The organism is Tenacibaculum amylolyticum (genome assembly GCF_964511145.1).
In the GTDB taxonomy this organism is placed as follows: domain Bacteria; phylum Bacteroidota; class Bacteroidia; order Flavobacteriales; family Flavobacteriaceae; genus Polaribacter; species Polaribacter amylolyticum.
In genome coordinates this window covers 1-19859 of the sequence record NZ_CAZEFZ010000013.1, presented here as the reverse complement: position 1 = coordinate 19859, position 19859 = coordinate 1, and the positions used below count along the sequence as shown (strand labels likewise).

The window sequence follows — 19859 nt, the reverse complement described above, 5'->3', positions numbered from 1 at the left end:
CTCATCAGTTTTTATTACAATCCCTTACTTAATATTGAAATAAATGAAAAAAGTACTTTCACTTTTTTTTCTGATACTTATAAGCAGTTGTACAAAAACTACCCAAGAAGAAAGTACAACGCAAAACTTTACAAAGCTTTCTTCTGAGAAAACACAAGTAAAATTTAATAATAGCTTACAAGAATCAGATTCGTTAAATTATTTTACATACACTTCTATATACATGGGTGGAGGAGTTTCACTTGGAGATATTAATAACGATGGTTTATTAGATGTGTTTTTTACAGGAAACCAGGTATCTAATAAATTATATCTAAATAAAGGAGATCTCAAGTTTGAAGATATTACTATAAAAGCGAATATTGGAGGAGATAATCGCTGGTATACAGGAACAACAATGGTAGATATCAATAATGATGGATATTTGGATATTTATTGTTCAGTAGCGGGGAAAGAAGGAAATAAAAAAAATCAATTATTTATTAATAATAAAGACAATACCTTCACAGAAAAAGCAGCTGAATATGGTATTGCAGAGGAAGGAAATTCGGTTCAAGCCACATTTTTTGATTATGATAATGATGGTGATCTAGATCTTTATATCGCGAATTATCCAATTGCACATCCTTCTACTTCTAACATGATTTATAAGAATAGAATGCAAACTGTTACAGATGTTGAGTCTGATAAATTATATAAAAATGAAGGAGGGAAGTTTGTTGATGTTTCTGAAAAAGCTGGAGTTAAGAATTATAGCTTTTCATTAGGAATTACTGCGGCCGATTTGAATAATGATGGTTGGAAGGATTTATATGTTTCGAACGATTATAGTATTCCAGATTTTATGTACATAAATAATCAAGATGGAACTTTTAGAGAGGTAATTAAGGAAGCAACTTCTCAAACTGCTTTTTATGGTATGGGAATCGATATCGCAGATATTAATAACGATGGTTTTCTAGATATTTTTCAAGCAGATATGGATTCTGATGATAACCGCAGACAAAAAGCAAATATGTCTAGTATGAACTCAAGATTGTTTTATGAAACTGTTTTATATGGATTTCATTATCAATACATGCATAATTGCTTACAGTTAAACTCTGGCTTTCAACAGAATGGTATTCCAAAATTTTCTAACATTTCTAGGCTAACAGGAACTTCTTCTACAGATTGGAGCTGGGCACCTGTATTTGCAGATTTTAATAACGATGGTTGGAAAGATTTGTACATAACAAATGGAACTAGAAGAGAAGTAAACAATAAAGACTTTTTTAATAAAATAGGAGATGAAACATACGACAATTTATCATTGGTAGAGAAAACGAAAATGATACCGAGTGAGAAAATTGATAATTTCATGTTTCAGAATATCAATGGACTAGAGTTTAAAAGAGTAAATAAAGATTGGGGAATTGAAGATAAAGGATTTTCTAATGGAGTTGCTTATGGTGATTTAGATAATGATGGCGATTTAGAATTGGTTATTAATAATATTGATGAAGAAGCATCCATATTTGAGAATACAACATCAACTAAAAATAACTACTTAAAAATTAAACTCAAAGGGAGTGAGCAAAATACATCTGGTTTAGGAACTGTAGTTAAGTTATATAAAAATAATACGCAACAAGTACAAGAACTAACATTAACCAGAGGGTTTCAATCTTCAGTAGCTCCAGAAATTCATTTCGGTTTAGGAGAATTCACAGAAGTAGATAGTGTAAAGGTTATATGGAATCCTGAAAAAGAACAGGTGCTAAAAAATATCAAAACCAATCAAACAATTGAATTAGCTTTTACTGAATCTACAACAACTGTAAATGAACCAAAAGTAACGAATACATTATTTACGAATAATGCTAAATTATCAAAGGAAATTCAACATGTAGAAAATACTTACGACGATTTTGAAAAGCAAGTGCTATTGCCACACAAAATGTCAACATTAGGTCCAGCTGTTGCTGTAGCCGATATTAATAAAGATGGGTTAGAAGATATTTTCGTTGGAGGTTCTTATGGAAAACAAGGAACATTATATCTACAAACTGCAGAAGGATTTGAGAAGCAAAAAACAGAAGTGTTTAAAGAAAATGAGCTTTCTGAAGATACAGGGGCATTGTTTTTTGATCCAGATAATGATGGTGATTTAGACTTATATGTTGTAAGTGGAGGATATGAATTATCAGAAAAATCAAAACATTTAAAAGACAGATTGTATGTTAATGATGGAAAAGGGAACTTTTCTAAATCGAACAGTATTCCAAATACAATTAGCAGCGGATCAAAAGTATATAAACTAGACTATAACAAAGATGGTAAGGAAGATGTTTTAGTTTTAGGAAGACAAGTTCCTGGTAAATACCCAGCGCCAGCATCATCTTATATATTAGAGAATACTTCAGAAAAAGGTGTAATTCATTTCATAGATAAAACTATGGAGGTAGTTCCTAGTTTTCAAAACTTAGGAATGGCAACCAGTGCTGTAATTACAGATTTTAATAATGATTCTTGGGATGATATTATTATGGTAGGTGAATGGATGTCTATTAAAGTGTTTAAGAATAATAAAGGTGTTTTCGAAGAAGTGTCTGAAGAATTAGGTCTTTCGGAAGGAACTGCAGGTTGGTGGTGGAGTATTGCACAAGCAGATTTTGATAACGACGGAGATGTGGATTATATCATAGGTAATAATGGAGAGAATTACAAGTATAAAGCAAGTAAAGACGAAACATTTGATATCTATGCAAAAGACTTCGATAAAAACTTTAAATCAGATATAGTACTAGGGTATTATAATAAAGGAAAGCAATATCCAGTAAGAGGAAGACAATGTTCATCTGAGCAAATTCCAGATATTAAAAAGAAATTTAAAAACTACGATACTTTTTCAAAAGCAACACTAATTGATGTGTATGGGAAAAAGAATCTAGAAAACTCATTGCATTACCAAGTACAATCTTTTGCAAGTGTTTACTTAGAAAATACTAAAGACGGATTTAAAATTCATGAATTACCAAAAGAAGCGCAGTTTTCAAGTATTCAGCAAATTATTACAAAAGATATAGATAAAGATGGATTTACAGATGCAGTTATTGCAGGAAATCTATATAATTCTGAAGTAGAAACACCGCGTAATGATGGAAGTTATGGATTGTTTTTAAAAGGCAACGGAAATGGGACTTTTGACCCTGTACCTGTAACAAAAAGTGGTTTGTATACATCAGGAGATGTAAAAGATCTTCAAAACATTACAATTGGTAAAGACAATTATATTATTTCAGTAAAAAATAACGACTACTTACAGTTTATTAAAATTACCCCTTAAAAATGAAAAAACTTATAACGCTGTTAATGTTGCTATACATGGCAATAGGTTGTAAAACAAACGAAAAAGAACAAGAAAAAGCTGTATTAGAGTTCGAAATTAATGCAGCATTAGGAGAAGGAGCTTTTTGGAACCATAAATCTAACGAGTTGTTTTGGATAGACATAGAAGGAAAAAAAATGCACATCTATAATCCAGAAACAAAGCAAAATAAAACAATAGAAATGCCTTGTAGAATAGGTACCGTAGTACCATCTGAACAAAAAAATAAAGCGATAGTTGCTTTAGAAGATGGGGTTTACATTGTAGATACAGAATCAGGAGAATTAATCTTGCTTTCTGATGTGGAATCGGATCTTACAGAAAATAGATTTAACGATGGGAAGTGCGATCCTAATGGGAATTTGTGGGTAGGTTCTATGCATTTAGCACAAACAGAACCTAAGGCTAGTTTATATAAAATAAATGAACTAGGTAAGGCAGAAAAAATGTTGGAAAATATTACAATTTCAAACGGTATTGTATGGACAAAAGATAAACAGTCTATGTATTATATAGATACTCCTACAGGACAGATAAAAGCTTTTGATTTTAATCCAAATACGAATTCTATTTCTAACGAACGAATAGCAGTAGCTATCAATCCAGAAGATGGTTATCCAGATGGTATGACTATCGATAATAACGATATGCTTTGGGTAGGAATGTGGAATGGAAATGCTGTTGCACAATACAATCCGAAAACAGGGAAACTCATAAAAAAAATAGAAGTTCCTGCGCACAATGTTACCTCATGTACATTTGGAGGAGACAATTTAGATGAACTATACATAACTACAGCAAGCGTAGATATGACAGATGAAGAGAAGGAAAAATATCCATTAGCAGGCTCAGTTTTTAAAGTAAAACTTAAAGAAAAAGGAGTCCAAGGAAATTTCTTTAAAAAGCCAGTTTTTCAAACAGCTCAACTGAATTAAAATATTTATGAAACGTATTCACATATACATAATAACAATCCTTGGTTTATTGATTTCTTGTAAAAAAGAAACATCAGTAAAAACTAACAATGCATTGGAAAATAAAGTGTCTGAATTACTAACTAAAATGACACTTGAAGAAAAAATAGGACAATTAAATTTAAGAGGAACTTCTAGTAGAGTAAAAGGAAGTTTACCAGAAGAATTAAAACAAGCAGTACGAGAAGGAAAAGTAGGTGCATTTTTAAATGTAATGAACAAACAGTATGTAGATGAATTACAACAAATTGCTACAACTGAAAGTCCTAATAAAATTCCATTAATTTTTGCAAGAGATGTAATTCATGGGTTTAAAACAATTTTCCCAATTCCTTTGGGAATGGCAGCTTCTTGGGATGCAGATGTCGCTAAAAGCTCTTCTAGAGTGGCTGCTATTGAAGCTTCGTCATTTGGTGTGCGTTGGACGTTTGCTCCAATGTTGGACATTGCTAGAGATGCTAGATGGGGGCGAATTGCTGAGTCGCCTGGAGAAGATCCATACTTAGCTTCTATTTTAGGAAAAGCATACGTAGAAGGTTTCCAAGGTGATAGTTTGAATGATCCTACAAGTTTAATAGCATGTGCTAAACATTTTATTGGATATGGAGCAGCAATTGGAGGTAGAGATTATAATACAGCAATCATAAATAAAGAATTATTGCAAAATGTGTATTTACCACCTTTTAAAGCTGCCTTCAAAGCTGGTAGTCAAACAGTAATGACAGCTTTTAATGAAATGAATGGAATTCCAGCTTCAGGAGATAAATATTTACTACAAGATATTCTGAGAAAGCAAATTGGTTTTGATGGATTTGTAGTAAGCGATTGGAATTCAGTTACAGAAATGATACCTCACGGTTTTGCTAAAGATGAAAAACATGCCGCAAAAATAGGAATAAATGCAGGGCTAAATATGGAAATGACTAGCCAATCCTATGAGAAATATGTAAAAGAGTTGTTACAAGAAGGTAAAATAACGGAAAACCAGATTAATAGTTTAGTGGCTGATATTTTACGAGTGAAATTTAGAATGGGTTTATTCGAGAATTCGAAAAGAGCTCAAGATGATTCAGGAAAATTATATACAGAAAATCATTTGCAATTAGCAAAAGAAGCTGCAATAAAAAGTAGTGTTTTACTAAAAAATGAAGGTAACTTATTGCCTCTAAATAAAAATAAAAAAATAGTGATTATTGGTCCATTAGCCAACAAACCAAGAGAGCAGTTGGGCACTTGGACATTCGATGGAGATAAAACACATACCAAAACTCCAGTAACAACATTTCAACAAAATAATGTTGATTTTACATTTGTTGAAGGACTTACATTTAGTAGAGATATAGCTGAAAATCAATTTCAAAAGGCAATAAATGCGGCAAAACAATCAGATTTTATTATATTTATTGGAGGAGAAGAGGCAATTTTATCTGGAGAAGCACACAGTAGAGCCAATATAAATTTACCAGGAAAGCAAGAAAAACTCATTAAAGAGTTAGCGAAAATAGGAAAACCTATTGTGCTGGTAATAATGGCAGGAAGACCTATAACGATAACAAATATCATTAAGGATGTCGATGCAGTTTTAATGACATGGCATCCAGGAACTATGGGAGGTCCCGCTATTTACGATATGATTTTTGGTAATGAAGAACCGCAAGGTAGATTACCAGTAACATGGCCAAAAGTAGCGGGACAATTACCATTGTTCTACAATCATAAAAACACAGGAAGACCTGCAAGTTCGAAAGAATTTGTACATATAAACGACATTCCAATTGGAGCTTGGCAAAGCTCTTTAGGAAATACTTCACATTATTTAGATGCAGGTTTTACACCACACTTTCCTTTTGGTTACGGATTAGGATACACCACGTTTGAATATACGAATTTAACATTATCGAGTAATGTATTAACGAATGCTAATACTCTAAAAATAAGTGTTGATATTAAAAATACAGGAAACAGAAAAGGAAATGAAATAGTACAGTTATATGTTCAAGATGTTGTAGGAAGTATTACTAGGCCTGTAAAAGAACTTAAAAAATTTAAAAAGATTTCTTTAGAAGCAGGCGAGCAACAAACAGTGACTTTTGAGCTGGAGGTTAATGATCTAAAATATTATAATAACAAAATGGAGTACGGAGTAGAACAAGGAGATTTTAATATTTGGATTGGAAAGAATGCGGCAAATGGTTTAAAAGAAACTTTTAAGTATGAGTGATCCTATTATTGTAGTAATGGGAGTAAGCGGTTGTGGAAAAACAACAATAGCGAAATTACTTTCAGAAAAAACAAAAATCCCATTTTTTGATGCAGATGATTTTCATCCAAAAGAAAATGTAGATAAGATGAGTAATGGAATACCGTTGAAAGACGAAGATAGAATTCCGTGGTTAATGGCACTTAATGCAAAAATGAAGCAACAAGTAACCAATAAAGGGATTGTATTAGCATGTTCAGCGTTAAAAGAACGTTACAGAGAAATACTTAACAAAGGAATTTATTATGTGCACTGGGTATATCTCGAAGGAGACTTTGAAACAGTAAAACATAGAATTGAACAAAGAGAAGGGCATTTCATGGGAGTTGATTTATTAAAGTCACAGTTTGATTGTTTAGAAGAACCAACTTATGGTATAAAAGTAAACATTAACCAAACACCTGATGAAGTGCTAGATTATATTATTAAAAGCACAATAGAAGTATGAAGAAATCATCTTTTGGTATCCTAGGATTAGGAGTTATGGGAAAAAGTTTAGCATTAAATATGCTAAATAATCACATACCTATTTCTGTGTACAATAGAGAGACAGGAGAGGAAGTTGGAGTTGTGGCTGATTTTTTGAAAACAGCAAATAATACTAGTGTAAAAGGTTTTACAGATCTTGGAGAATTTGTAAACTCTATTGAAACTCCTAGGCAGATACTTATCATGGTAAAAGCTGGAAAAGTAATAGATCGCGTAATCAATGGTTTGTTGCCTTATTTAGAAGAAAATGATATTATTATAGATGGAGGAAATTCACATTATGAAGATACAGCCAAACGAGTAGCGTATTTATCTGAACATAAAATTAATTTTATAGGATTAGGAGTTTCTGGAGGAGAAGAAGGAGCTTTAAAAGGACCTTCTTTAATGCCAGGAGGAAGCAAAGAAAGTTATCAAAAAATAGCTGCTACATTAGAAAAAATAGCAGCTAAAGACGACGATGGAAAGCCTTGCTGTAATTACATCGGTCCAGCTGGAGCAGGACACTTTGTAAAAATGGTACATAACGGGATTGAATATGGAGACATGCAATTATTAGCAGAATTGTATGCGTTATTATTATTAACAAAAACCTATGAAGAAATTTCAAAACTATTTTTTGAATGGAATGAAGGAGAATTAGCTAGCTATTTATTAGAAATTACAGCTAAAATTTTAGTAGAAAAAGAAGGAAATGAAAACCTGTTAAACCTTATTTTAGATAAAGCAGGAAATAAAGGAACAGGTTCATGGTCCAGTACAGTAGCATTAAAATTAGGTGTGCCAACAACGGTAAAAACAACAGCAGTATATGCAAGATATACTTCTTCGTTTAAAAATGAACGTGTTGTGTTAGCGAAAAAAATAGATCGAAAAATCAAAAGTATAGAACCAATAGATCTAGTTGCATTAAAAGAAGCATACGATTTTGCAAGAACAATAAATTTACAACAAGGACTGCAATTGATAAAAACAGCTTCAGACACTTATAATTGGGGCTTAGACCTTGCTGAAATATGTAGAATTTGGTCTAATGGTTGTATAATAAAATCGAAAAAAATAGTAGCATACAGTAAAGTATTACAGCAAGTAGATTCTTTATTTGAAGCTAAGCAAGTAGTTTCAGGTTTAAATAAGCAGGAAACAGCAATTACAAAAATTTTACAAAATGGTTTAGCAAACCGTGTAAATGTTCCTTGCTTTTACGAAGCCTATAATTATTGGATTGCAATGACTACAGCACAATCATCTGCAAATTTAATTCAAGCACAACGAGATTTCTTTGGAGCTCATAGATTTCAGAAAATAGGAGCGAAAGAAGAAGAGTCATTTCACCATAATTGGAGTGAGTTATGTTAGATTATAATTTGTTATTAGCAGTGCTGTCTGGAATAGCGATATTATTAGTGCTGATTTTACGTTTTAAAATACAGGCTTTTATATCGTTGTTAATTGCAAGTATTACGGTAGGGATTATAGCCGGAATGCCACCTAAAGAAATTATTACTACCATGCAACAAGGAATGGGAAGTACTTTAGGTTTTGTGGCTCTTGTAGTTGGTTTAGGATCTATTTTTGGATCTATTTTAGAGCAATCTGGAGGAGCGGAAGCGTTAGCAAACTATTTACTCTCCAAATTTGGAGATAAAAGAGCTTCTTGGGCATTAATGCTTACTGGGTTTTTAGTGGCAATTCCTGTATTTTTTGATGTTGCATTCATCATTTTAATACCTTTAGTGTATTCATTACAAAGACGTACTAAAAAATCATTATTACTATATGCGATTCCATTATTAGCAGGATTGGCAATAACACATTCATTTATTCCACCTACGCCAGGACCTGTAGCAGTCGCAGATATTTTAAAAGCAGATTTAGGTTGGGTTATTTTATTTGGCTTTATTGTAGGAGTGCCTACTGCTGTAGTTAGCGGACCGTTATTTGCAAACTATATAGCTAAGAGAATACAAATAGAAGCTCCTAAATTAAATATTGAATTAGGAGCTACAACAGATGAAGCAAAATCATATCCAGCAGTAAAGCTCATCTTGTTAATTATAGGAATTCCTATTGTATTAATTGTTTGTAATACGTTTGTAAATAGTCCATTGGTAGCGGAAAGTGTTATTTCAAAAGAAGCAAAAGAATGGATTGGGATGATCGGAAACCCATTTGTAGCATTAATTATAGCAAATGTAATTGCTTGGTATGTACTTGGAATCCGACGAGGGCTTTCAAAAGATAAGCTATTAAAAATAGCAACCAATTCTATGGGACCAGCTGGTTTAATAATATTACTAACAGGTGCCGGAGGTGTATTTAAGCAAATGCTAATTAATACAGGAACAGGAGAAATGCTAGCCAATTATTTTTCTAGCATTGGAATAGGAGTATTGTTCTTTGGTTTTTTTATTGCGGCAATAGTGAGAATTTTACAAGGCTCAGCAACAGTTGCAATGATAACTGCAGCAGGAGTAACAGCACCATTACTATTAAATACTACAATTTCTCAAATAGATACAGCATTAGTAGTTATTGCAATAGCTTCTGGAGCTTCCATTATGTCACATGTAAATGATAGTGGGTTCTGGTTAGTAGGAAAATATTTAGGGCTTACAGAGAAGCAAACTTTTAAAAGTTGGACGGTAATGACCACTATTTTATCAGTAACAAGTTTTGTGCTAATATGTATCTTATCAATACTCCTATAAAAATAAAAACATGATTACACTAAAAGATTTAGCGAAAGAATTAAAGGTTTCCGTATCTACTGTTTCAAAAGCATTGAATGATAGTTATGAAATAAGTGAAGATACGATAGCCAAAGTAAAAGAACTGGCAAAAAAACATAACTATAAACCAAATAAAGCTGCGCTAAGTCTTAAGAAGAATAAAACCAGAACTATTGGAGTAATTCTTCCTAATATTTTAAACCCATTTTTTGCAAGATCATTACACAGTATAGAAGAAGAAGCATCAAAACATAATTATAGCATTATTACATGCATATCAAATGAATCATTAGAAAAAGAAAAAAAGAGCATTTCGTTATTAACAGATGGAAGTGTAGATGGTTTTTTAATTTCTGTAGCAGAGGAAACGCAAAAGTCAGAAGAAATAGTACATTTAGAAGAGGTGTTAAGTTACGATATACCTATGGTGATGTTCGATAGATCTATGAAAAAGATCGTATGCGATAAAGTAATTATAGATGATTTTATGGCAGTGTATGATGCAACGAATCATCTTATAGAAGAAGGAAGAAAAAAAATTGTATTACTAAATGCATTAAGCGGATTAAATGTAGGAGAGTTAAGAGTAAATGGATATAAAACAGCAATTACTGAAGCTACAGATTATAGAGAAAAGCCAATTGTAATTAATATTGCTGTAGATGCTGATGTGGATCAGCAATTAGAGGAAGTTTTTGAAACGTATAAAGACATAGATGCGGTTCTTGCGATTGATAATACGTTAGGAGCAGTAGCTTTAAATACAATCAAAAACAGAGAACTAAACATACCAGAAGAAATCTCTGTGATTGGATTTTCAGGAAAAAACATTATTGTCTTTACACATCCTAAATTAACTACAATAAGCCAGCATTCTGAAGAAATAGGACGTAAAGCATTAGAAGTTTTAATAACTAAAATTGAAAAAGAAAATTATGAAAATACAGCGCATACAACTACAATAATCAATACAAAACTAGAACATAGAGAAACCACAAAACACAACCAATAAATATGTCGGAAAACAAATTAACCATTAAGGAAAAAATAGGCTATGCCTTAGGAGATACAGCAGCCAATATAGCATGGAGAACAATCGGACCATTTTTACCCATTTTTTATACAGATGTTTTTGGGTTAGGTACTGCTGCTGTAGCTACGCTATTATTAGTAATTCGTTTAGGAGATGGTATTACAGATTTAATAATGGGAAATATTGCCGACAGAACAAAAACGAAATGGGGAAAGTTTAGACCTTGGTTATTGTGGACAGCTTTGCCTTTTGGAGTAGCGTTGGTGTTACAGTTTACAACACCAAACTTAGGACTGTCAGGAAAGATATTCTGGGCATATGCAACATCTATATTTTACACATTGGCTTATACAGCTAACAATGTACCTTACTCAGCATTAATGGGAGTAATGACTTCCAAAGTAAAAGAAAGAACCGTATTATCTTCTTATCGTTTTTTTGGAGCTTATTTAGGAGGGGTTATTGCTACTTTTGGAGTAATCATACTAGTAGATCATTTAGGAAATGGAAATAAAAATTTAGGATATCAATATACGATGTATATACTGGCTTTTATTTTAGCATCTTTTTCTTTAGTAACATTTTATACAACAAGAGAACGAGTAAAAGTGGTTAAGAAATCAGAAGATGTAACAAAAGACTATAAAGATTTAATTAATAATAAACCATGGTTAATTTTATTATTCATAGGATTTGTATTTGTAACCTATAATATAATCAAGCAAAGTTCTATCATGTATTATTTTACACACTATGTAAATAATGAAGATAATGTATTTGGTGGACTTGCAGCTTGGGGAGGTAAAAACGGACTAGCAGGTTTGTATTTATTATCATTGTTAATTATCTCTATGATTTCAACAGTATTTGCACCCACACTAACAAAAATGTTTGGAAAAGTAAGGTTGTTTATCATTAGTATACTTTTTTCAGCAGCGGCATCGGCTGCAATGTATTGGTTATCACCAAATGATATAACTTCTATTTTTAGGTTAGGAATTATTTCTGAATTTGGAGCAGGATTAATGCCTATTTTATTCTTTGCAATGTTAGGAGATGCAGCAGATTATTCAGAATATAAAAATGGAAGAAGAGCTACAGGACTTATTTTTTCAGCAGGAACCTTTGCAATGAAATTTGGAGGAGGAGTAGCTGGAGCAATTACATTAGCGGTATTGAACTTTTATAATTATGACGGACAAGCGGCTGTAAAAACACTAGAAATGCTTGAGGGAATAAAACTAAATATGAGTATTGTGCCAGCATTATTTGTATTGCTAGGAGTTGCTGCATTACTATTGTATCCATTAACTCCACATAAAATGAAAGAAATAGAAGTAGCATTAAAAGAAAAAAGAGCAAATGAATGATATAAGTGAAATTAAAGAAATAGGAAGTGTAACTGTTCAAAATATCTTAGAATCAAACTTAAATTTTTGGTCTACAAATGTATTGGATAATACTTATGGTGGATTTTATGGAAGTTTAGACTACGAAGGAAATAGTATTTTAAAACATTCTAAAGGAGTTATTTTAAATGCTAGAATTCTGTGGTCATTTGCTAAAGCAACCAATAGTTTGCAAACAAAAGGGTACGTTGAAATTTTAGAAAGAAGTTATGAATACTTATACAAACATTTTAGAGATTCCGATGTTGGAGGTGTGTTTTGGGAAGTAAATTATAAAGGAGAGCCAATCAATACAAGAAAAGAATGTATTGCGCAAGCTTATACAATTTTAGCGTTATCAGAATATTATAAAGCTACTAAAAAACAAGAAGTACAAAATTGGGTAATATCGTTATATCATTTTGTAGAACGACATTTTTATAACATAACAGATAATAGTTATGTAAATACAATTAAAAAAGAATTAGAGCCTATAAATGATTCCTCAAAAAACTTAGGAACACATTTACATTTGCTTGAGGCATATAGTTCGCTGTATAAAATTTATAGAAATGAAACTTTAAAAGAACGTATAGAAAATCTGATTGAAATTGTTTTAGATAAGTTTCTTCAAAACGATAATTATTGTGAAATGAGTTTTGATCAGGATTGGAAAATAACAACAAAACAAATTTCATACGGACATAATTTAGAAGTGCCATGTATTTTATTGGATGCTTGTGAAAGTATTCAAACTAAAAAATATAAAGAAGAAATAGTTGAAAAACTTGAAAGTTACAGTAAAGAAGTTATGATACAATTAAATGCTTTAGGAGGAATTTACCCTTCTAAAGACATAGCAGAAAATAAGTATGTAAAAGAATTGTATTGGTGGACGCAAACTGAAGGAATGATTGCTTTTCAAAAACTGTATAAGAAAACTTCAAATGAAACTTATCTTCATTTTGTAGATAGATTATGGAAACTTATTTGTGAAAATTTTCTAGATCAAAAAAATGGAGAATGGTACGAAAAAATAGGTGTAAATAAAGAACCAATATCTTCAAATAAAGTGGGAATGTGGAAATCACCATACCATATTGTACGTATGTGTATACAATTCATATAGTAATTAAATGAGAAAAAAATTACTGTATATAATATGTGTTCTCAGTATTTATAGCTGTAAAAATGAAAATATAATTTTTAAAGAAAACTTTGAAGCGGGTATTGTAGGAAAAACTCCAGAAAAACCATGGAAAACATCAGGAAAAGGAATTATTCGTATAGATACATTAAATGTATTTGAAGGAAAACAAGCAATTTATTTTGAAAGTGGAGAAGGATTTGCGAATAGAGCATTCATAACAATAGAAAATCAATTGCCTAAAGATTTAATTTATTATTATGGAAGTATGAAAATGTATGTTGAAAAAGCTTCACCAGATGGAGTACATTGGACGATGATTCAAACTTCAGGAAAAACATCTAAAGGTTTCGAAGCAGAGATTCGGTATGGAGGGCAGCATAATAAAAGAATCATGGCGAATTACGATACGCCAGATTTAAAAACAGACTGTTGGCATCATACATCTTTTAAAATTCCAGAAAAGAAATGGTTTAGTATACAATGGTATATGAATAGAGATGTAGGAAATATGAAGTTATGGATAAACCAAAAACTGGTTCATGAGTTAAATGCAAATACAATAGAAAAAGGATGTTTAGGAAATGAAAATAATAACGAATGGACATTTCCTATGTTTGAAAAAATAACCTTAGGTTGGGTAGATTATCAAAGAGGAGGAAGCACTCGAAAAGTTTGGATAGACGATGTTGTACTATCTAAAGAAAAAGTAAACTAAATTGGATATACAAAATTGTATTTCTAGATGTATAAAAAGAATTGCCTCATTAGAAAGTATTTATTATTTATTGAAAGATGTTTGAGAGTTTCTTGAACTCTGTCGAAAGATATAAATAGAAGAAGTTTTGAATTAGTTGAGGTGTATTGATTTTATTAACAGTGGTTTAACTTCTGTTTAACGGAGAAGGTCGTAAAAACAATATAAATTTGTAAAGAGAATTTACCTATATCGAAGCATCTTAATTATACACTTATTTACATACTTACACATTTAATTAAGATGCTTTATTTCATTAACTGTTTGTACGTAATTTATTATAAGTCAATTACGTCAACCTGAGCTTGCTTTAGGTTCTCATTATGACTAACTAAATAATAACATGATGAGATTCTGCACCGAGTACGGAATGAAACTAAGAAATATTCATCGTAGCAATTTTAACTTTGATCGATTAAAAATTACGCTTCGACTTTTTAAAAACGAACTATACTAATTAAATAGTTAATTTAAAGTAGAAAATTAGACCCTTGCATTTAGCATCTTAATTATGAATTCCATTCTATAATATAATTAAGGTGCTTTTCAAGTGCAGAAGGATTCTCCAATAGAGCTTTTTTACTCAAAAACACTTCATCTATACATTTCTGTACAATTATGTGTACTCTATAGTATTTCACCGATTTAAAAAGGATATTCGTCGATAATTGGTTGATTTGTATAGGTATATAAGGTAAATTGCGGTAGGGATTATGAATATTTGCATCTTAGCCATCATTACTTTTACTTATAAGATTTGGTTGAGATGCATTTTTTATCATTTTATTTTATAAATAATTGGAGTTTTATTATTCATAAATTATAACTCAAACATTAACACTTAAAATAAATACGTTCATAACTAAAAAACAATCGCCTAAGGAAAATCAGTAAGTATTCATCTAAGCACAAGTTATTTTTGAGGTGTCTATATATATAATTTAAAAACAAGAATTACAAATAGAAATAGATATAACAAGTTTTTGAGAGAGAAATGAAGATAAAACACTGAAAAATTGTTGCTTATATAGCTAAAATCGTTTGTTAAATACTTGTTAATTTTATATATTAGCAAATAGCGGTAAATTTGAGATAGTCTCTTTAGATAAGAAACTAAGAAGTGTTACTTTCTATCTAAAATTATAGGGGGAGTACAAAATATAATTTGCATACATAGATTATGTAGAAAAACTTCATAAAAAGACTAATAAAAATTTAGCAAAACTCATATAAAATAGGAAGATGATAGAATGGTGATATGTAGTAATAATATGTAATTAAAAATAAATTCATATAAATTTATAAACCATACCCACTATGAACCCGAAAGTAAATCTTATTGTTAAAGTCTCCATAATAAATACCAGGTAAAACTTGGTGAAACTTCATAACAAATAATTAGCATAAACTAGAAGAAGAGAAGTGGTATAGTATATTCTACGCAAAATAATATACCTGCTTTCTTAATGATTTTATAATCCACTTTAAGTGGAGCAACCGCGTATGGAATAATCATTCCGTATACGGCTAGTGGACTTTATTGTCCAAAAACAAATCAATTTATAACCATACCTATTTCATATGAAAAAAAAATACACCTTATTTATTAAACTATTCAAATTAAAAGAAGTCAGGGGAAGAGAACCAGATAAAGCTTTGTTTTCCATTTTGTTTGTTCTTTTTAGCGTTGTTTTTTTTGTAAACAAAAGTTACGGACAATATTCAAGTACGCACTACGTACCTCCTTACGTGTCAGGAGTTCAGGCTTCTAATACTCAAGATAGGCAGTTTTTAATTCTTTCTACATTAGAAACAAGTGCTTTTCAAGTAAACATTACTTTAGGTGATGGAAGTATTATGCCATCTGGTCAATTGTTAGCAGGTAGCACTGGTACTACGATCATTACTAGTGGAACACCTACAGCAGGGCAGTATAATTCTACTACTGGAGTTGCTTCTATTAGTGCCTCTAACCCTTTAGTACTTCGTATTGGAGTGCGTTTTAGTGATGCAGTAGCAGGTACTGGAGTAATGACAACCAATGATATTAACTCAGGAACAGGAGATTTGAATGCTTCTGTAACTCCAGATTATGCAAACCCTAGTAATCAAGGACTAATTTTATCAGCTTCAAATAACTTTTATGTAAACATGCGGCATGATTCCGGTTCTCAAGGAGGTTCTCTTTCAGGGAAAGGAAGTGTTGGATTAGGACAAAGTTTTATAACAGGTAATACAGTAATGAACGGAATCTATGATCAAGGAGTTACGTTTATTTCTGTAATGGCTACCCAGCCAGGAACTACCAATGTCACATTCACAGATTTCAATGGAAGAACGTTTATAGGACATGGAAGTGCTACAACAATTAATAAAACATTAACTCAAGGAGAATCCTATGTAATTGCACAAGTTATTGACGGAGATGGTTCAAATACAGCTTATGATACAGCAGCAGAACGAAATAGTTATAATGGTATTTCTGTCACTTCTGATCAAGATATTGTAGTTGCTTCAGGAGGATTAGGAGGAGTAGACCCAACTAGCTCAAGTCGTGATATAGGATATGATCAATTAGTTCCTGTTAGTGAAGCAGGAAGTGATTTTATTTTAGTTCGAGGTCAAGGGACTACTGATTTTGAATATGCTATTGTTGTAGCAACTCAAGCTAATACACAGGTGTTCTTAAATGGTAGTGGTACAGCAGTAACTACACTTACAAACGCTGGAGATTATATTCTTTTAAACGGTACAAATAGTCTTTGGCAATCAGCTCTTGATAGTAATAATAATGCCTATATCCGTACAGACAAACCATCATTTGTATATCAAACAACAAATGGAGCAAATGCAAATAATGTATCCAGTATGAATTTGATTCCGCCAATTAGTTTATGTTCTGAGACTTCAGAAGTAACTATTGCCGAACCATTACAATTTGGTACAGCTTATTTAAATATTGCTGTACCAGTAGGAACAAATACTACAGTTACACCTACTGGAGGAGGAACAGCTTTTGTTATTGGTCCAGATGTTGGAGATGATATAGATAATAGTACAAGTAATGTTACAGGAAATACAGAATGGTTTACACATACATATCAAATACCAGCAGGGGTAACTTCTATAAATATTAAAGGAAATGGAGATGATTCTATAGGTGCAACTAACCCAATTAATGTTGGTTTCTTAGGTGCTTCTGGAGCGAAAGGAGCAGCAGGATATTTTGCAGGTTTCGGTGCTCCGCCAAATGCAACTATAGATGCAGCAAGTATTATGTTAGGAGGAGTTTCTACTACTACGCTTACTGAACCTGCAGATGCAGGTAGTGAAACAGCAGTTTCTTTTTCATTCGAAGTAGAAATTACAGGGAATTGTACTTCAAATGTTTCAGTAGATTGGGAGGTGCTTGATGGTACCGCAACATTAGGAGCAGATTATACTATTTCGGCAGGAACAACTTCAGGAACAGCAAGTTTTACAGCACCAAGTGGAACCAGTACACAAACAATTACACTACCTAATATTACAGTAAAAGATGATTCAGATGTAGAATCTAGTGAAACATTAATTATTCGTTTATCAAACCCTGTAAATGCAGTACTAGGAACTACAGATACAGAAATTACAATTTTAGATAATGATACATCAGTTGCAATAGCAGCTACAGATGCTGTAAAAGCTGAAGGTAATTCAGGAAATACAGCATTTACTTTTGAAGTAACACGTACAGGAATAACTACAGGAACAAGTTCTGTAAATTATGCCGTTACAGGAAGTGCAGGGAATCCAGCTAATGCTGCAGATTTTGGAGGAAGTTTACCTAGTGGAGTCGTGAACTTTGCGATCGGAGAAACTAGTAAAATAATTACAATAAATGTAAGTGGAGACACAGTTTTTGAACCAGAAGAGGAATTTACAGTAACCTTATCGGGTGCAACAGGAACTGATATCGGAACAACCACAGCTACAGGAACAATCAATAACGATGATCCAGCATTAACAGTAAGTAGTCCAACAATTACAGAAGGGAATAGTGGTACGAGTAATGCAGATATTACTGTAACGTTGAGTTCTCCAGCACCAGCAGGAGGTACAACTATATATTATACAGTAGTTCCGGGTACAGCGGTAGCTGGGGTAGATTATACAGCTCCGCCAGCTAATGCAAATATTATTATCCCGGCAGGTAGTACTACAGGAACGATAAGTATCCCAATCATTGGCGATACAGCAATCGAATCTAATGAAATGTTTACAGTTCAAGTCACAAGAGATCTTGTTATTAATGCAGGGTTTCAAGATGGTACTACTGGATGGACAACAGTATCAGGAACACCTAATTGTGCTGGAACTTTTGCTTTTGAAGTAAATGCAGAAACCTCTTATGGAGGTAGTAATGCCGCTAATCAAGTATTAGAAGTAGATTGTTTATCGCAAGGTTTTCAAGATTTTCCAACTGTACCAGGAACGACATATGATGTAAGTTTCATAACCTCTAGAAGAACAGCAGGAGGTTCACCAGCTTCTGTGAATGCTACTATAACTGTTCAAAATAATAATGGAGGGGTTTTAACAAACTTGAATAATATTACAGTAACCAAAACAAATACAACTTTTGCATATACAACAAGTACCTTTTCATTTACAGCTACAGGAACTACTTCTAGGATATTATTTACATCAACATTAACACAGACTTTAGGGTTGATTTTGGATGATCTTTCAGTAGAACCACAAACAGCAGATGCTACTGCAACTGTAACAATAACAGATGATGATACTTCTATTACATTAGGAGCGAGTCCTGCGGTATGTTCAGGAACTACAAGTGCATCGTTACCATATACAGCAACAGGGGGAAGTCCAGATCAATACAGTATTACATATGATGCAGCAGCAATAGGGCAAGGGTTTGCGAATGTAACAACAACAGCATTACCTGTTTCTCCAATTTCATTAACAGTCCCAGCAGGTGCAATACCAGCAACATATAACGGAACGATTACGGTTACAAACTCAGGTACAGGTGCATCTAGTACAGCAGTTCCTTTTACAGTAACAGTTAATTCTCTACCTACAATAACACTTTCATCAAGCGGAGTGAATACTACTTATGGAGTTGGAGGCACTGTTAATTTACCATATACAGCAACTACGGGTAGCCCAAATCAATACAGTATAACATATGATGCAGCTGCATTAGGAGAAGGTTTTTCTAATGTAACAACAGCAACATTACCTGCATCACCAATAACTATTACTGTACCTGCCTCAGCAGATGCGGCAACTTATAATGCAACACTAACAGTAATAAATTCTACTACAGGATGTGTGAGTAATAATGTTCCTATCACAATAACAGTTGATCCTAAGGCCTTAACTGTCGATGTAACTGCAGATAATAAAGTGTATGATGGTACAACAGATGCTGTAGTTACATTAGGAAGTCCATCATTAGTAGGGATTGAAGCTGGAGATGTAGTCACAATTGATACTAGTCCAACAGCATGGGATTTTGCGAATGCTAATGTTGGTACAGGGATTTCAGTAACAGCTACAACTGGTAGCTATACAATAACAGGAACGAATGCAGGAAATTACACAGTTACTCAACCAAGTGGTTTAACGGCAAATATAACCGCTAAAGCCTTAACAATTACAGCTACAGATCAGAACAAGGAATACGGAAGTAGCTTAACAGGCGGT

11 protein-coding genes are annotated in these 19859 nt (G+C 32.4%); all 11 read left to right on the top strand.

The genetic code is table 11. The features are described from left to right. Positions 1–43: 43 nt before the first annotated feature. Positions 44–3328 carry a VCBS repeat-containing protein gene (locus ACKTTC_RS05940; RefSeq protein ID WP_408038881.1) on the top strand — a complete coding sequence of 1095 codons (3285 nt, stop codon included), beginning with the start codon at positions 44–46 and terminating at the stop codon, positions 3326–3328. Between the two features lie 2 nt (positions 3329–3330). Then, positions 3331–4305: an SMP-30/gluconolactonase/LRE family protein gene (locus ACKTTC_RS05935; protein ID WP_408038880.1), complete on the top strand. Its 975-nt coding sequence runs from the start codon at positions 3331–3333 to the stop codon at positions 4303–4305. A 7-nt stretch (positions 4306–4312) separates the two neighbouring features. Beyond that, a complete protein-coding gene (locus ACKTTC_RS05930; RefSeq protein WP_408038879.1) occupies positions 4313–6565 on the top strand; it encodes a glycoside hydrolase family 3 N-terminal domain-containing protein in 2253 nt (750 codons plus the stop codon). Next, positions 6558–7052: a gluconokinase gene (locus ACKTTC_RS05925; protein WP_408038878.1), complete on the top strand. Its 495-nt coding sequence runs from the start codon at positions 6558–6560 to the stop codon at positions 7050–7052. The genes ACKTTC_RS05930 and ACKTTC_RS05925 overlap by 8 nt, the downstream gene beginning before the upstream one ends. After that, positions 7049–8452, top strand: a complete 1404-nt coding sequence (gene gndA / locus ACKTTC_RS05920; RefSeq protein WP_408038877.1) for an NADP-dependent phosphogluconate dehydrogenase — start codon at positions 7049–7051, stop codon at positions 8450–8452. Before ACKTTC_RS05925 ends, gndA begins: the two co-directional genes overlap by 4 nt. Continuing rightward, entirely contained in the window at positions 8446–9804 is a 1359-nt protein-coding gene (locus ACKTTC_RS05915; protein ID WP_408038876.1) for a GntP family permease, read from the top strand. The genes gndA and ACKTTC_RS05915 overlap by 7 nt, the downstream gene beginning before the upstream one ends. A 10-nt stretch (positions 9805–9814) precedes the next feature. Then, complete coding sequence (locus ACKTTC_RS05910; RefSeq protein WP_408038875.1) at positions 9815–10837, top strand: LacI family DNA-binding transcriptional regulator; 1023 nt, start codon at positions 9815–9817, stop codon at positions 10835–10837. Between the two features lie 2 nt (positions 10838–10839). After that, the gene (locus ACKTTC_RS05905) at positions 10840–12228 is read left to right on the top strand and encodes an MFS transporter (RefSeq protein WP_408038874.1); all 1389 of its coding nucleotides are present in this window, start codon (positions 10840–10842) and stop codon (positions 12226–12228) included. Continuing rightward, entirely contained in the window at positions 12221–13375 is a 1155-nt protein-coding gene (locus ACKTTC_RS05900) for an AGE family epimerase/isomerase (RefSeq protein ID WP_408038873.1), read from the top strand. The genes ACKTTC_RS05905 and ACKTTC_RS05900 overlap by 8 nt, the downstream gene beginning before the upstream one ends. Before the next feature lie 7 nt (positions 13376–13382). After that, positions 13383–14111 (top strand): hypothetical protein, encoded by a 729-nt coding sequence (locus ACKTTC_RS05895; RefSeq protein ID WP_408038872.1) that lies wholly within the window; start codon positions 13383–13385, stop codon positions 14109–14111. Between the two features lie 1620 nt (positions 14112–15731). Further along, the coding region (locus ACKTTC_RS05890) for a beta strand repeat-containing protein (RefSeq protein WP_408038871.1) at positions 15732–19859 on the top strand (4128 nt) is incomplete at its 3' end.

Bases quoted from the DNA above. Each gene is read 5' to 3' on its own strand.
- ACKTTC_RS05940 (WP_408038881.1), top strand. From the start codon at position 44: ATGAAAAAAGTACTTTCACTTTTTTTTCTGATACTTATAAGCAGTTGT.
- ACKTTC_RS05935 (WP_408038880.1), top strand. From the start codon at position 3,331: ATGAAAAAACTTATAACGCTGTTAATGTTGCTATACATGGCAATAGGT.
- ACKTTC_RS05930 (WP_408038879.1), top strand. From the start codon at position 4,313: ATGAAACGTATTCACATATACATAATAACAATCCTTGGTTTATTGATT.
- ACKTTC_RS05925 (WP_408038878.1), top strand. From the start codon at position 6,558: ATGAGTGATCCTATTATTGTAGTAATGGGAGTAAGCGGTTGTGGAAAA.
- gndA (WP_408038877.1), top strand. From the start codon at position 7,049: ATGAAGAAATCATCTTTTGGTATCCTAGGATTAGGAGTTATGGGAAAA.
- ACKTTC_RS05915 (WP_408038876.1), top strand. From the start codon at position 8,446: ATGTTAGATTATAATTTGTTATTAGCAGTGCTGTCTGGAATAGCGATA.
- ACKTTC_RS05910 (WP_408038875.1), top strand. From the start codon at position 9,815: ATGATTACACTAAAAGATTTAGCGAAAGAATTAAAGGTTTCCGTATCT.
- ACKTTC_RS05905 (WP_408038874.1), top strand. From the start codon at position 10,840: ATGTCGGAAAACAAATTAACCATTAAGGAAAAAATAGGCTATGCCTTA.
- ACKTTC_RS05900 (WP_408038873.1), top strand. From the start codon at position 12,221: ATGAATGATATAAGTGAAATTAAAGAAATAGGAAGTGTAACTGTTCAA.
- ACKTTC_RS05895 (WP_408038872.1), top strand. From the start codon at position 13,383: ATGAGAAAAAAATTACTGTATATAATATGTGTTCTCAGTATTTATAGC.